We start from the raw sequence: 13,204 nt of genomic DNA on the forward strand, positions 1-13,204 counted from the left end.
ATCCGTGACAGCGGTTGGAGGCAAGTGCTCACGGATTCAGGTATCTCCTCAAGTCATTTATCTTTCTTTGGGGTGGCCAGTCGGTCCACCACTTTCTCATAGTACAGCCCTTCTTCGCCAAGCTCAAGGCTGCGTCCCATGCGGCCTTCGAGCTTGGTTCGCAGGCAACTTATTTTTCGTAATTGCCGCACCTTTTCTTTTTCATCGGTACAGTTTGCCAGCAATTGCTCTGTGCGAATGATCTCTTTTTGGAGGACAACCTCCTCCGGGACAAATCCACTGTTCTTGAGCAGACGGTACGCCATGCGCAGGTCAGGCGGAACATTGCTCAGATCTTCTTTGGGCAGTGGCTTGTTTTTCCAGTGACTGAGATCGGGGAGCGTGTCCTCTTCCATGGCCTGTTTTATTTTGCGCTCGGCAATTTGTTGGATAAAGGAGAGCATAGACTGTTTCCCTTGAGTTGTGGCTTGGACTCGTTACAATAGGTTACATCCCACAAAAGGTATACCCTTGCACAATACTACAAAAAATAGGAGTGGTGTATGAACATGCGACGTTTGTTGGTTGTCTCCCTCGGGGTACTCATGACCGGAACCCTAGCCTGGGGAGCGGAGTTTCCTTGGGAGGTGAAATTGCCCTTCAAGGAGGCGACGATCCATTATCAGCTCAGTGGAATGGAGCAAGGTGAAGAGGTGCTTTACATTAAAGACTACGGCCGCATGCTGGCTAGTTATCACACCGCCTCAACCTCCATGATGGGGATGACCACCAAAAGCGAAACCGTGGAGATCACCACTCCCGATTGGGTCTCAACCTATGATCTGGTCGAGCAGACTGCTTCCAAAACCACCAATCCCAACAAACTGTATCAAAGAGAATATAACAAGCTGAGCCGTAGCGAGAAGAAGAATTTCAAGAAAAACGCGACATCGTTAGGGGCCGGTATGTCGGCCCAGATGGGAGGCGATGTCACCCAGACAAAGGGAAGTTTTTTAGGCTATGACTGCGACGTTGTCACCGTCAAGGGGATGTCTACCAGCTATGTTCTTGAGGGGACGGATATTCCTCTGAAGACCGTGGTCTCCATGATGGGGATGAAAAGTACGGTCGAGGCCACCACTGTTGACACCTCCTCGCCTGTTCCGGACAGTGTCTTTGAGCCGCCGGTTGGTCTGACCGCCGAGTATGATCCCCAGGCCGAGGCCGCGTTGGAGGGCACGGTTCAGCAGATGGTCAATAGCTTTAAGGAGCCAGACGGAGGCGCGACGATGCAGCAGCAATCCGGTATGGGGGCAATGACGACCCCTCGGATGGATGCTATGCAGGCAGATGGGGTGAGCGCAGATGAACAGGCTGAAATGATGCGTCGTATGCAGGAGGCTATGAAGAATATGCAGCAGTAACCTATTCCCTCCTGCAACTTTCACGGTCTGTAGGTCCATTAAAAAAGCCCTTGAAGCATAGCGCTTCGAGGGCTTTTTTAGTGGGGAATGAATGCTTTTAAAAGGGATTACGGTTTTTGCAGCACCGTATCCTTGAGCCAGCTCTGATCATCTTTCTGAGGATAGTCCTCAATATAATGCAGTCCTCGAGACTCTTTACGCAGGCTGGCGCTCTGAACGATCAAATCAGCGACAACCGCCAGATTACGTAGCTCGACCAGATCTGGTGTGAGCAAATAGTCGTAGAAATGTTCTTTGATCTCTTTCACCATCCAGCTCAGTCGTGTCTGGATCAGATCGAGACGTTTTTGGCGGCGAACAATGCCGACGTAGTCCCACATCAGTTGTCGAAGCTGATCCCAGTTGTGTTTAATCAGGATGGATTCATCAAGAATTTCCGCTCCCCCGGTTCGCCATGGGGCTATCTCTATGCGCTCTAGTCCACGGATTTCTTCAATGCGTTCTTTGATCTGCTTAGCGGCTCTATGGGCAAAGACCACCGCTTCAAGCAGTGAATTTGAGGCAAGCCGGTTGGCTCCATGAAGTCCGGTGCAGGCGGTTTCCCCCAGGACCATGAGGTTGTTGATGGAGCTGTTCCCGTTTTCATCCACCACGACCCCTCCACACATGTAATGGGCCGCGGGCACAACTGGAATCGGTTGCTGGGTCAGGTCTACCCCGTATTTTTTGCAGGTACCGTAGATGTTGGGGAATCGCTCGCGAAGAAATTCAGCCGGTTTATGGGTGATGTCCAGATAGACACAGTCGGTGCCGGTCCGTTTCATCTCCGCGTCAATACCTCTGGCGACAGCATCGCGTGTGGCCAGGTCGCCCCGAGGGTCGTATTTCTTCATGAAGGCTTCGCCCTCTTGATTGATGAGAATCGCGCCTTCGCCTCGAACCGCCTCGGAAATAAGAAAGTTTTTAGCCTCGCGGTTAAAGAAACAGGTGGGGTGAAATTGAATGAATTCCAGATTGGCCACCTGGGCTCCAGCACGGTAGGCCATGGCAACACCATCGCCGGTGGCGATATCCGGGTTGGTTGTATAGAGATAGACCTTGCCGCATCCGCCGGTACAGAGTACGGTGACACCAGCATAATGGGTTTCGACCTCGCCGGTGATCCGGTTGAGTACATAGGCCCCCAGGCAGCGATCTCCATTCTTGCGTTCCTGGCCTCGCGCTTTTGACTCGATCAACAGGTCAATGGCCAGGTGGTCTTCGAGCACAGTGACGTTGGGATTGGCCTCTATCTGCTTAATCAGCGCCCGCTCGATTTCCTTGCCGGTAATGTCGGTTGCATGGGCAACCCTCCGGGCCGAGTGGCCGCCTTCCATCCCCAGATCGAAATCTTCACCGTTCTCACCCAGCTGGAAACGAACACCTAAATCCATCAACTCGCGGACCCGATCGGGTCCTTCGGTGGTTACAATACGAACAATATTCTTATCGCAAATTCCATCCCCAGAGCACAGGGTGTCGGCGATATGCGCCTCCACCGAGTCCTCTACGGAGAGTACCGCAGCTACACCGCCCTGGGCCAGGTTGGTGGCCGTGTCGGCTTTTTTCTTTTTTGTGATCAAGGTCACCTTGGAAAACTGCGCAACCTTCAGAGCAAACGACAGCCCCGACACACCACTACCAATAATGAGTACATCGCTATATTCCGTCATACTAGGGTCCCGCGCCGACAATGTTTCACGTGAAACATATTGGCTTTGAAAAAAGTCACATTCGTACCGGACACCGCAAAATGGTTGATTTGCAGGCCCGAACAGCCATTCGCACACGTTAATACGAATGGCAAACAATAGCCAAAGTGAATTTGGTGGCAAGAGAACTATTCTCTGGGAAGCGAGAGTATAGTATACTGATTGAATGTTTCATTAACAAAGAGCCGTCAGGAGAAGATTTACCGTGGAATCACACATTATCGCTTTAGCCAACCAAAAAGGTGGCGTCGGGAAAACCACAACCGCGTTGAACCTCGCTGCCGTTCTGGCGAGCAAAGGGAAAAAGGTGCTGTTGGTCGATTCTGATCCCCAAGGGAATGCTTCCAGCGGTGTGGGCGTCTTTAAATCCAGTAACGAAAAAAATATCTATAATTGCTACACCGGCACCCAAGAAGCGGCGGAGTGCATTCAGCCCACCAATGTTAAAAACCTATCGGTTTTACCGGCCTCCATGGACCTGGTCGGGGTTGAGGTTGAGTTGATCAGCCAGGCCAACAGAGAGAAACGACTCAAGGGTGTCCTGCGTTCTGTCCGTGACTCGTTTCACTATATTTTCATTGATTGTCCGCCTTCACTGGGGATGTTGACACTCAACAGCCTCACTGCCGCAGACTCGGTTCTGATTCCCCTGCAGTGTGAATATTTTGCCATGGAAGGTTTGGCGCAACTGATCTCCACCATCCGTAAAGTGAAAAAAACACTGAACCGGGATCTCTACATAGAAGGGCTCTTGCTGACCATGTATGATAAGCGCAATCGGCTAACCCATTCCGTTGCCAGCGAAATCCAGCGTCATTTTGGTGAGCAGGTCTACGCGACGGTTATTCCACGCAATGTCCGGTTGAGTGAAAGTCCCAGCCATGGGCAGACCATTATTGAGTACGATGCCAGTTGTCCGGGGGCCAAGGCCTATAAAAAGCTGGGGGCCGAATTTCTCAAACGAGCCAAAGGGAGAGCATAATGGGAAAAAGTGTCTTGGGTCGCGGTGTCGGTGCCTTGTTGTCGGAGGAGACTTTTGATGAGGAAGATAAGTATTTTCTTTGCGATATCGACAAGATAGTCCCAAATCCCCATCAGCCGCGCAGTCATTTTGATCCAGAAAAGCTGCAAGAACTTGCTGATTCTATAGCAGAAAAAGGGATTATTCAGCCGCTGCTCGTTATTAAGGACAAAGGCAGCCGCTATACTCTCATCGCCGGAGAGCGGAGGTTGCGAGCCGCCAAGTTGGCCAGCCTGGACGAGGTCCCGGTGGTGGTGATGGATGAGGCCGGAGACCGGGAACATCTCGAACTGGCCCTGATTGAAAACATTCAGCGCCATGATCTCAACGCCATTGAAGAGGCGCAGGCGTACAGTCGCCTCATGGAGGAGTTCTCGCTCACCCAGGAAGAAGTGGCCCAAAAGGTCGGGCGCAAACGCTCTACCGTGACCAATGTGTTGCGGCTGCTGCACCTCCCTGCCCCACTGCAGGAGGATGTGGTGCTTGGAAATATTAGCGAGGGGCACGCCCGAGTGTTACTGCGGGTCAAAGAAGATCCGGAGCAGATGCAACTGATTCGAGATCGCATTGTTGCAGAGGGGCTTTCGGTGCGGGCTGCGGAGCGTCTCTGCAATGGGAAAAAACAAAAGATGCCAGCCAAGGCAAGTGAAGCCCGACCCCAAACCGTGGTCAAAGAAGAACTGCCGGCAACGTACTGTAATACTTTGACCAACCAGCTGACCAACCAGCTGAATACCAAGGTGCGTATCGTTCAGCAGGGACCTCGCGGTAAGCTTGAGATCGAATACTATTCAAGCGATGATCTGGATCGTTTGGTTGGCCTGCTCTCTCAGTAACGGCTCTGGCGCTATGGTTTCACCTGCACCCAAAAACAGCAAACCTGCATTGCGCACACTGCCTCTGGTGACGATGGCCATCTTTCTCGGGCTTGTGCTTTTGGGGATTAGCTTGGGAGAGCCTGAGCGGGTGCTGCAGCAGGCTCGCTCGATTTGTCTTGCCTGTATAGGGATCGGATAAATGCAACGCTTGCGGCAGTGGATACAGTTCATCTTTACCCTGCTTACCAATGGGTACTGGGGATTTCTCGGAAGCGGCAGCCTTTACCAGGGGCCGTTAAAGGTCCTCTGCTCTCCAGGACTGAACTGCTACTCCTGTCCAGCCTCTACCACCTTTTGTCCCATTGGCAGCCTGCAGCAGTTACTTCTTGGCGTGCGTATGTCCTTTGCTGCTGGCCAGCTTTTTATCGGGACCTATGTCGTGGGAGCCGTCGGCCTCTTGGCGGCTTCATTCGGGCGTTTTATCTGTGGTTGGGCCTGCCCCTTTGGCTGGCTTCAGGAGTGGTTGCACCGTATCCCCTCGCCCACAGTTTCCCTGCCTTCCTGGCTTGGCTGGTGCCGTTATTTCGTCCTGGTAGTAACTGTTGTGCTCCTGCCCCTGCTTCTGCTCAATGATTTTGATATGGGCTTGCCCTGGTTCTGTAAGTTCCTTTGCCCTGCCGGAACCCTGGAAGCCGGTATCTCCATGCTTGTGCTTGACTCGAGCCTGAGGTCCAGTATTGGCTGGCTCTTTGTCAATAAGCTCATTCTGCTGACTCTCACCCTGATTGCCAGTGTGCTCATCTCCCGTCCGTTTTGTCGAGTTCTCTGTCCGCTGGGGGCTTTTTACGGCCTCTTTAACAGGATCAGCCTGATTAGGTTGAAATTTGCTGCGGATAAATGTACAAAGTGCGGTGCGTGTCATCGGGTTTGTCCTGTTGAGATTCGAGTTGATGAGGCACCCAACTCACATGCCTGTATACGTTGCCTTCGCTGCCTGCACGAATGTCGGTATGGGGCGCTGGGGCTTGATATCGCAGGATATCCCGTCCATGTAGGAGCACCAACGTTTTCCGCTGAGGAATTGCACAACCACGGAACCGATCCATGATGCGATATCTGCTTGTCGTCTGTGCCTTGTTGCTGCAGCAGGTGCAGAGCGAAGCCGCTCAACTCGTGAGCATTGCCGGAGAAGGCGTTAACATGCGGGTTGCGCCGGGAACAGATCAGCCTATTCTGTGGAAACTTGACAAAGGGTTTCCCCTCCAGGTGATCAGCACGCGTGGCAGTTGGCTCAAGGTTCGTGATTTCGAACAGTCCACCGGTTGGGTGCATCGAGCGACAACCCAGCAGGCCCCCACGGTGATTGTAAAGGTCAACGAGGGGCTTGATCAGATGATCAATGTCCGCGAGGCGCCTGACTTGCAAGCCGAGATAGTGGCCACGGCCACCTATGGCACAGTGTTTGATGTGCTGGGTACCCAGGGAAGCTGGGTTCATGTCCGCCACGATCAGGGCGTAACCGGTTGGGTCTTTAAGGAGTTACTCTGGGGAAGTACCCAGAAGTTTAAGAGGTAGGCGAAGTAGGAAAGATCGTAAAGCAGTCATAATTCAGTCAGACCTTGAGCCGGGCTGGAGAGAGCTAAAGAAGTTCATCGTTTTATTTTCACCCCATCTGCACCACGTTTGTCGTTGGGTTGCGAGGTTTTTGAAAATATGTACGACGTAACCCGATCGATACCGATGATTCCCGATAAAAAGCTGATACGTCTGCGCTTTGAACAGGCGGCAGATACGTACGAACAGCACGCCACGGTCCAGCACCGGGTGGCCGAGCATTTGTTGACCATGTTGGCCAAGGCCGCCCCCGATTTAAGTCCGCAGCAGGCCCTTGAGATCGGCTGCTGTACCGGCTTGTTGACCCAACGAATTTTTGAGCGATTTCCCGGGCTCACCCACCTGACCATCAGTGATTTGGTCGCTGCCTTTGAGGAATGTATCTGCCGAAAAATCGGACCCAAGGCAGAGGACATGACCTTTGTTGCAGGGGACATCGAATCGGTCCGCCTGCCTGGGGACTACGACCTGATCATTTCTTCCTCCACACTGCACTGGGTCCATGATTTTCCCGCGGTCTGCGATAAACTGCACCGGCACCTCAATGCGAACGGAATATTTGCCCTTTCTCTCTACGGTAAGGAAAACCTGCGGGAAATTAGAGAAGTAGCCGGAGTTGGTCTAGTCTACCGAACGTTGGATCAGGTCTTGACGGTTATGTCCGAGCGTTTTGAGATTCTAGCGGCAGAAGAGGCCCTGGAAGTGCTGTGGTATGCCGATCCCCTTACTGTACTCAAACACCTGCGGGCCACCGGAGTGAACTCTATCGGCCAGAAAGCCTGGACCAGGCGTCAGGTGACGGATTTTATCCACAGATATCAGCATCAATTTGGTGGCGAGCAGGGCGTTCGCCTCAGCTACCATCCGCTTTTTGTCATTGCCCGTCCGAAACCGTAGAATTTCGATCCGCGGGCCGATTTATCACTAACAGGGGGCAGTCCATGACCCAACAACAGTACACCATTGCCATCGGCGGCATTGACACCGATATCGGCAAATCCTACATTACCGGTCTTTTTGCCCGTTACCTTTTGGACCTTGGCCACTCTGTGACTACCTTAAAGCTGGTCCAGACCGGGTGTACCGGCATCTCTGACGATATTGAGTTGCATCGAAAGCTCATGGGGCAGCCGCTCACGGACTTTGATCGCGATTCCACAACCTGCCCCTACCTGTTTCCTTTTCCCGCTTCTCCGCTCTTATCAGCGCGCATGGTTGGGAAAACCATAGAGGAATCCGTCCTTGATCAGTCGGTGGCGACCTTGCAAAAACGGTATCAGTGGGTGCTGGTTGAAGGCGCCGGTGGCCTCATGGTCCCACTGACCACCGATCTTGTGCTGCTTGATTTTTATGCTGCCCGCAAAATGCCCATGGTTTTGGTGGGCTCCCCCCGGCTTGGTTCGATCAACCATATTCGTCTCAGCCTGGAGGCGATTAAGGCACGCGATATTTCGCTCCTTGGTTTGGTCTATAACCTGTATGGAGAGCATCCCAAGGAGATTGTCCAGGATACCCTGTTGGAGTGCCGTAAGGCTCTGACAGATTACGGTTTCAAGCAGAACCTGGTGATTGTCCCGGATATTCGGGAGTCGAGCGCAGCCTCCTGGCAGATTCTTGCAGATGCAGCCAGGGCGCATGCAGATTCGCAGGGATAAAACCTGAATCCGTGACGGCGAATGGTTTCTGAATAACATATTCAGTTTCACCCGCCGCCCTTTGGGGCATCCATTAGTACGCCACCTTCACTGTTCGTAACAAGCCGATAAAGTTTACTTTAATCGACATGTCACAAACAGCGAAGCTGACACACCAATGAATGCTCACGGATCCAGGATAAAACCTGAATCCGTGCGTACCCGCCGTCACGGATTGAGGGCATCGGCAAGACTATGGGCAAAGAGTCCGAATTGCGCCACCCAGTGACCATAGCGCTGGTAGTCTTCAATCCAGTGGCTGCGCTCCTGCAGCATAGTGTCGAGGTGAGCATGGTAGGCCCGCCGGTAGATTGGTTTGCCTGTCGCCTGGTAGAGTGCCCATAATCCCCAGGCACGGGAGTAGTTGAGCCCTCCTTGATGCGCTGTCTGTACAGGGAAATGGATAGGGGAAAGGCTTTCCTCCTGGATAATCCCTTCTAAAAGCGCTATTTCTTCGTCTCCTTTTAATTCTTGAGCCAAAAGTAGGGCTAGAGCCTTGGGTGCAAAAAAACCGCGGACACGGTGGAAATCGGGCCAATGCGGGACAGCCCTGATGCGAGAGAGTGCGAGGTTTCGAATTTCCAGCCAGTTGTCCTCGCGTCCGGTAAATTTCGCCCATTTGGCGAGCTGATAGAGATACCAGGAGCCGTTGTCGTATTCCGAGGAGCGGAGATCACCCCCTCCGGTTCTGGCATAGTCCAAGAGAGAGAGGTAGATAAAGTCGCCAGTCCGGTGCAGGCTGGCGTTATTCCAGAGTTGCTCGGCATCCCGGGCAAGCTGGAGAAACCAGGCCCTGCCGTAGGGGCGTTCAAAGAACTCTCCTCGGGCGTCGCTTTGTTGCAGCATGGAGAGTTCTCGCTCAATTCCCAGAGCAGATAAACGTTTGAGGCTCTGCGGCGGCTGGGCCAGTTTTTTTGCACTGTAGCAGAGCGCCCAGTGTGCATGGACCGCTGAGTGCCAGTCAATGCAACCGTGAAAGAGTGGATGATCTGTGTCCCGGCGTTCGACACAAGTCTGCACCGGTTCAGCAAGCAGGGCAATGGCATGCCTTTGATCTGTTGCCCCACTCATTCCCCCTCCTGCCAGGCTGAGGTAAGCCACAAACGCACTGACCAGCCACGTTCTCATCGTTCCCGCTGTATGCGGAAGGTTCCTGAACCTCTTTCTCTTTGGGGGATGAACCAGCGGCCTTTGATCGAGCCGCGCCGAATGACTCCCTTATAGATGACTTTGTGGGTGACCCCGCCTTTACCAGTGTAGTGTTTGACAAATTCAATTTTGTTCTCACGGTCAATACGCCCTTTCACATCTGCGGTGAGAAACCTGGAGTGCCTTTTACCAAAGGTCTGCGGTTCTTTGATAAAACCGGAAAAGGACTTTCGTTTCTGGTGCGTGATCACGAGGTGAAACGGAACATCCGGACGTCGGCTGTGCCGCTCATAGCTGTAGAATCCGCGCCATGACCCCCGCAGATCGTGTCCCCGGTACTGCTTAGAGGAAGCCTGTTCCCGCTGATGACAAATGCGATCGATCTCGTGTTTAGAATAGCCTGCGTCGATGAGTTTCAGGGTTTCTTCCTTACTGCAGTAGGCTGAGGCAAATGTGGCACTTAGGCCCAGAATGAAGAGGATGAGGGTGAATTTTTTTAACATCGACCATACTCCTTGCTAAGTTGATGGGGGAGGGCTAAGAGAGATGCAGATATTGTCCGGTTTTTGGGCGGTGAAGTCAACTCCAGCCCGGATTTCCCATAAGTTGTTATTCAGAAAACTACCACCCAGGTTGTCCATGAACCAAACATCAAAATCATATCATTGTCGTACCGTTGAAGAGCTGACCAGGGAATTGCGCCATTTTGCCGGAGAGCGGGATTGGGACAGGCATCATACTCCTAAAAACCTGGCCTCTGCGCTGATTGTCGAAGCCGCAGAACTGCTGGAGCATTTTCAATGGTTGAGCCAGGAGGAGAGTCAAGATCTCGCGCCTGAGAAAAAGAAAGAGGTGGCCCATGAAATCGCCGATGTGTTTATTTATCTCACCCGGCTTGCCGATCGCCTCGATATCGATCTGATGGCCGCGGCCTCGGAGAAGATGGGGCTCAATGCGATTAAATATCCACCAAAAACTCATACCTGAGGGCCACAGGTTGTTGCTCCATCTTGATGCCGCCCTGGAATTTTTTTTTCCCCATGCGCCCATTGTGTCCATCTCTCCTTTGGGAGAAGGCAATATCAATGAGACCCTGCGGGTTACACTGAATACCGGGCAATCCTGGGTATTGCAGCGTTTGCACCCAGGGGTTTTCAAAGATGTTGATGCGGTTATGACCAACATGCGTCTGGTCACCGAGCAGCTCAATCAACAGGAGACAACCTCTCTCGAATTTTTTCGACTGGGAGCCAATCCAAACGGGCTGGATCAGTATACAGATGCTGCCGGATGCAGTTGGCGAATACTGAGCTATATCAAAGATTGCCGTACGCTTTCCCAGGTTCACTCCCCAGGCCAGGCCAGAGCAATCGGTCAACTCTTAGGGCATTTTCATCAACTGAGTTCAGGGCTTAGCCCCGAGCAACTCTGTGATCCCTTACCAGGCTTTCATCAGACACCACAGTATCTGCACCATTATGACGGGCTGGAAGTCAAGCAACGCTTTGAAAATGCAGCAGAAAGCCAGTGCAGCCTGCAGATAGAGCGGTTACGTCCACTGGCAACAGTGTTGGAGGAGCACAGGGAGGCGCTGACTCATCGGGTTATTCATGGGGATCCCAAGGTGGGCAATTTTCTCTTTGCCCGTGAGACGGAACAGGCCGTAAGCCTCATTGATCTGGATACGGTCAAACCCGGCCTTTTGTTGCATGATCTGGGGGATTGCCTTCGCTCCTGCTGCAATCAGCAGGGAGAGGCCCACCCACGGCCGGAGACAACCACCTTTGATTCGGTGCTTTTTGCAGCTCTGATGGAAGGGTATCTCCAGCAGGCCGTGGATCTTCTCAATGCCACTGACCAGGCATTGCTGGTGCAATCGGCAGCGGTGATCAGCTTTGAGCTTGGACTGCGGTTTTTTATCGATCACCTTGAAAATGACCACTATTTTAAAGTGCAACATTCCGGGCAGAACCTGCATCGAGCCCGTATTCAACTGCAGCTCAGCGTATCGATTCTTGAACAGCAGGAGGACCTTGAGCAGCAATTGGCCTCTCTGCTGCGCTCATTTACCTGACTGGTCCTTCCAAAGCGGTGGGCTTGCAATTGTGCTCCGGGCGGTTTATAGGGCAGCTAAACGTTTTTGTTGCCATTTAGGGCGGAAGAAACACTCAAGCACTCTCAAACGAGGAAAAATGATGACAATATGCCAAGGCAAAACCGTGGCCATTACCTATACCCTGACCCTGGATGATGGGCAGGTGGTTGATTCCAATGTCGAAGACGAACCCTTGAGCTATGTGCAGGGGGAAGAGCAGCTTATTTTTGGGCTGGAGCAAGCCCTGGAAGGCAAGCAGGCCGGGGATTCAATGAAAGTTTCCATTCAGCCTGAAGAAGGCTATGGCACCGTGAACGAAGAGGCACTCATCGAAGTTCCCGTGGACCAGCTGCCCGAAGAAGGCCGACAGCCCGGTGCCATGCTCACCGCTGTCGGCCCCCAGGGACAGGAGATTCAGGGCGTGGTCAAGGCCCTCAACGAGACCACAGCCACTGTTGATTTTAACCATCCGCTGGCTGGTGAGGTGCTCCATTTTGATGTCACCATCGTTAGCGTTGCCTGAGGATTGAGTTCTGCATGCGTACTGTTTCACCCTACACCCTGCTCCATCGATCCAGCGAGTGCAAGGCGCGTCGCGGCGAACTGAAAACCCTGCACGGGACCATTCAGACTCCGGTGTTCATGCCGGTGGGCACGCTGGGCACGGTTAAGGCGATGACCCCAGAAAACCTCAAGGAAATCGGGGCTCAAATTATTCTTGGCAACACCTATCATCTCTACATTCGGCCCGGTCACGAACTGATCCGCAGCTTTGGTGGACTCCATGGGTTCATGCACTGGGATGGCCCTATTCTTACCGATTCCGGCGGGTTTCAGATCTTCAGCCTCAAAGAGCTGGCCAAAATCACCGAGGAGGGCGCGGCCTTTCGCTCCCATCTTGACGGGGCCAAACTCTTTCTCAGCCCCGAAGATGCGGTGCATGTCCAGGAAGCTTTGGGCTCTGATATCATGATGGCGCTTGATACCTGTATTCCCTATCCGGCGGATCGTGAAGAGGCTGCTCGGGCTACAGCCCTGACACGGCGTTGGGCCAAACGCTGCCGTGAGGCGCAAAGCGATACCGGGCAGCACCTTTTTGGCATCGTTCAGGGCGGGATGTTTGCCGATCTGCGCCGTGAGGCCATTGAACAGCTGGTGGAGATCGGATTTGACGGCTATGCTTTGGGGGGACTCTCTGTGGGAGAACCCAAGGAGTTGATGCACGAGATGCTTGAGGCCACCGCGGATTATCTGCCTGCCGATCATGCCCGCTATCTCATGGGCGTAGGCACACCGGAGGATCTGGTGGAAGGCGTTTATCACGGAATTGACATGTTTGACTGCGTCATGCCCACGCGCAACGCCCGCAATGGAATGCTCTTTACTTCACAGGGCAGAGTTGTTATAAAAAACGCCTGTTTTCAACAGGACCCGCGTCCCTTGGATGAAAACTGCAGCTGTTATACCTGCCGTCATTATTCTCGAGCCTATCTGCGGCATCTGTTTCAGAATCGCGAAATTCTGGCCTACCAGCTTAACAGCATTCATAACCTGCAATACTACTGTACCCTGATGGCAGAGATGCGTGAAGCAATTGAGGCAGATCGCTTCCTTGAGTTTCGCCGTTATTTTTATCAACAACGTACATAAACGTTCAAA

General features: G+C 52.9%; 16 protein-coding genes. 12 read left to right on the forward strand and 4 right to left on the reverse strand.

Annotated features, from left to right (window positions below; genetic code table 11):
* Positions 1-53: 53 nt before the first annotated feature.
* Complete coding sequence (locus tag JWJ90_RS12190) at positions 54-443, reverse strand: DnaJ family domain-containing protein (protein WP_205227502.1); 390 nt, start codon at positions 441-443, stop codon at positions 54-56.
* 99 nt (positions 444-542) lie between these two features.
* Here JWJ90_RS12190 and JWJ90_RS12195 point away from each other — a divergent pair, with 99 nt between their 5' ends.
* The gene (locus tag JWJ90_RS12195; RefSeq protein WP_205227503.1) at positions 543-1,403 is read left to right on the forward strand and encodes a hypothetical protein; all 861 of its coding nucleotides are present in this window, start codon (positions 543-545) and stop codon (positions 1,401-1,403) included.
* A gap of 107 nt (positions 1,404-1,510) precedes the next feature.
* Here the strand turns inward: JWJ90_RS12195 and nadB are convergent, their stop codons facing one another.
* Positions 1,511-3,115, reverse strand: a complete 1,605-nt coding sequence (gene nadB, locus JWJ90_RS12200) for an L-aspartate oxidase (protein ID WP_205227504.1) — start codon at positions 3,113-3,115, stop codon at positions 1,511-1,513.
* 244 nt (positions 3,116-3,359) lie between these two features.
* On the opposite strand from nadB, the gene JWJ90_RS12205 reads away from it, so the two are divergent.
* The 7 genes from JWJ90_RS12205 to bioD all read left to right on the forward strand — a co-directional run bounded on the left by JWJ90_RS12205 (position 3,360) and on the right by bioD (position 8,262).
* Positions 3,360-4,136 carry an AAA family ATPase gene (locus JWJ90_RS12205; protein WP_205227505.1) on the forward strand — a complete coding sequence of 259 codons (777 nt, stop codon included), beginning with the start codon at positions 3,360-3,362 and terminating at the stop codon, positions 4,134-4,136.
* A complete protein-coding gene (locus JWJ90_RS12210; RefSeq protein WP_205227506.1) occupies positions 4,136-5,011 on the forward strand; it encodes a ParB/RepB/Spo0J family partition protein in 876 nt (291 codons plus the stop codon). The genes JWJ90_RS12205 and JWJ90_RS12210 overlap by 1 nt, the downstream gene beginning before the upstream one ends.
* Before the next feature lie 49 nt (positions 5,012-5,060).
* On the forward strand, positions 5,061-5,192 hold the full coding sequence (locus tag JWJ90_RS23595) for a CD1871A family CXXC motif-containing protein (RefSeq protein ID WP_275889107.1): 132 nt from the start codon (positions 5,061-5,063) through the stop codon (positions 5,190-5,192).
* A complete protein-coding gene (locus tag JWJ90_RS12215; protein ID WP_205227507.1) occupies positions 5,193-6,101 on the forward strand; it encodes a 4Fe-4S binding protein in 909 nt (302 codons plus the stop codon).
* A complete protein-coding gene (locus tag JWJ90_RS12220; RefSeq protein ID WP_205227508.1) occupies positions 6,098-6,568 on the forward strand; it encodes an SH3 domain-containing protein in 471 nt (156 codons plus the stop codon). The genes JWJ90_RS12215 and JWJ90_RS12220 overlap by 4 nt, the downstream gene beginning before the upstream one ends.
* Positions 6,569-6,706: 138 nt before the next feature.
* Positions 6,707-7,504: a malonyl-ACP O-methyltransferase BioC gene (bioC, locus tag JWJ90_RS12225; RefSeq protein ID WP_205227509.1), complete on the forward strand. Its 798-nt coding sequence runs from the start codon at positions 6,707-6,709 to the stop codon at positions 7,502-7,504.
* Positions 7,505-7,548: 44 nt separating this feature from the next.
* Entirely contained in the window at positions 7,549-8,262 is a 714-nt protein-coding gene (gene bioD / locus JWJ90_RS12230) for a dethiobiotin synthase (RefSeq protein ID WP_205227510.1), read from the forward strand.
* Between the two features lie 207 nt (positions 8,263-8,469).
* On the opposite strand, the gene JWJ90_RS12235 is transcribed toward bioD, so the two are convergent.
* Together JWJ90_RS12235 and JWJ90_RS12240 are read right to left on the reverse strand one after the other, a co-directional pair.
* On the reverse strand, positions 8,470-9,372 hold the full coding sequence (locus JWJ90_RS12235) for a DUF2891 family protein (protein WP_205227511.1): 903 nt from the start codon (positions 9,370-9,372) through the stop codon (positions 8,470-8,472).
* Positions 9,373-9,425: 53 nt separating this feature from the next.
* Entirely contained in the window at positions 9,426-9,953 is a 528-nt protein-coding gene (locus JWJ90_RS12240; protein ID WP_205227512.1) for a hypothetical protein, read from the reverse strand.
* 136 nt (positions 9,954-10,089) lie between these two features.
* Between JWJ90_RS12240 and JWJ90_RS12245 the strand changes: the two genes are divergently transcribed.
* The 4 genes from JWJ90_RS12245 (at position 10,090) to tgt (ending at position 13,195) form a co-directional block, all read left to right on the forward strand.
* The gene (locus tag JWJ90_RS12245) at positions 10,090-10,437 is read left to right on the forward strand and encodes a nucleotide pyrophosphohydrolase (RefSeq protein ID WP_205227513.1); all 348 of its coding nucleotides are present in this window, start codon (positions 10,090-10,092) and stop codon (positions 10,435-10,437) included.
* A complete protein-coding gene (locus JWJ90_RS12250; RefSeq protein ID WP_205227514.1) occupies positions 10,403-11,524 on the forward strand; it encodes a phosphotransferase enzyme family protein in 1,122 nt (373 codons plus the stop codon). Before JWJ90_RS12245 ends, JWJ90_RS12250 begins: the two co-directional genes overlap by 35 nt.
* A 118-nt stretch (positions 11,525-11,642) precedes the next feature.
* Positions 11,643-12,068 (forward strand): FKBP-type peptidyl-prolyl cis-trans isomerase, encoded by a 426-nt coding sequence (locus tag JWJ90_RS12255; protein ID WP_205227515.1) that lies wholly within the window; start codon positions 11,643-11,645, stop codon positions 12,066-12,068.
* Between the two features lie 14 nt (positions 12,069-12,082).
* Positions 12,083-13,195: a tRNA guanosine(34) transglycosylase Tgt gene (gene tgt / locus JWJ90_RS12260; RefSeq protein WP_205227516.1), complete on the forward strand. Its 1,113-nt coding sequence runs from the start codon at positions 12,083-12,085 to the stop codon at positions 13,193-13,195.
* The last annotated feature ends 9 nt before the right edge of the window (positions 13,196-13,204 follow it).

It is taken from the genome of Desulfobulbus rhabdoformis, from assembly GCF_016919065.1.
GTDB classification, from domain to species: Bacteria; Desulfobacterota; Desulfobulbia; order Desulfobulbales; family Desulfobulbaceae; genus Desulfobulbus; species Desulfobulbus rhabdoformis.

Bases quoted from the DNA above. Each gene is read 5' to 3' on its own strand.
- JWJ90_RS12210 (WP_205227506.1), top strand. From the start codon at position 4,136: ATGGGAAAAAGTGTCTTGGGTCGCGGTGTCGGTGCCTTGTTGTCGGAG.
- JWJ90_RS12235 (WP_205227511.1), bottom strand. From the start codon at position 9,372: ATGAGTGGGGCAACAGATCAAAGGCATGCCATTGCCCTGCTTGCTGAA.
- bioD (WP_205227510.1), top strand. From the start codon at position 7,549: ATGACCCAACAACAGTACACCATTGCCATCGGCGGCATTGACACCGAT.
- JWJ90_RS12190 (WP_205227502.1), bottom strand. From the start codon at position 443: ATGCTCTCCTTTATCCAACAAATTGCCGAGCGCAAAATAAAACAGGCC.
- JWJ90_RS12240 (WP_205227512.1), bottom strand. From the start codon at position 9,953: ATGTTAAAAAAATTCACCCTCATCCTCTTCATTCTGGGCCTAAGTGCC.
- JWJ90_RS12250 (WP_205227514.1), top strand. From the start codon at position 10,403: ATGCGATTAAATATCCACCAAAAACTCATACCTGAGGGCCACAGGTTG.
- JWJ90_RS12245 (WP_205227513.1), top strand. From the start codon at position 10,090: ATGAACCAAACATCAAAATCATATCATTGTCGTACCGTTGAAGAGCTG.
- JWJ90_RS12255 (WP_205227515.1), top strand. From the start codon at position 11,643: ATGATGACAATATGCCAAGGCAAAACCGTGGCCATTACCTATACCCTG.
- JWJ90_RS12195 (WP_205227503.1), top strand. From the start codon at position 543: ATGAACATGCGACGTTTGTTGGTTGTCTCCCTCGGGGTACTCATGACC.
- bioC (WP_205227509.1), top strand. From the start codon at position 6,707: ATGTACGACGTAACCCGATCGATACCGATGATTCCCGATAAAAAGCTG.
- JWJ90_RS12215 (WP_205227507.1), top strand. From the start codon at position 5,193: ATGCAACGCTTGCGGCAGTGGATACAGTTCATCTTTACCCTGCTTACC.
- JWJ90_RS12220 (WP_205227508.1), top strand. From the start codon at position 6,098: ATGATGCGATATCTGCTTGTCGTCTGTGCCTTGTTGCTGCAGCAGGTG.
- tgt (WP_205227516.1), top strand. From the start codon at position 12,083: ATGCGTACTGTTTCACCCTACACCCTGCTCCATCGATCCAGCGAGTGC.
- nadB (WP_205227504.1), bottom strand. From the start codon at position 3,115: ATGACGGAATATAGCGATGTACTCATTATTGGTAGTGGTGTGTCGGGG.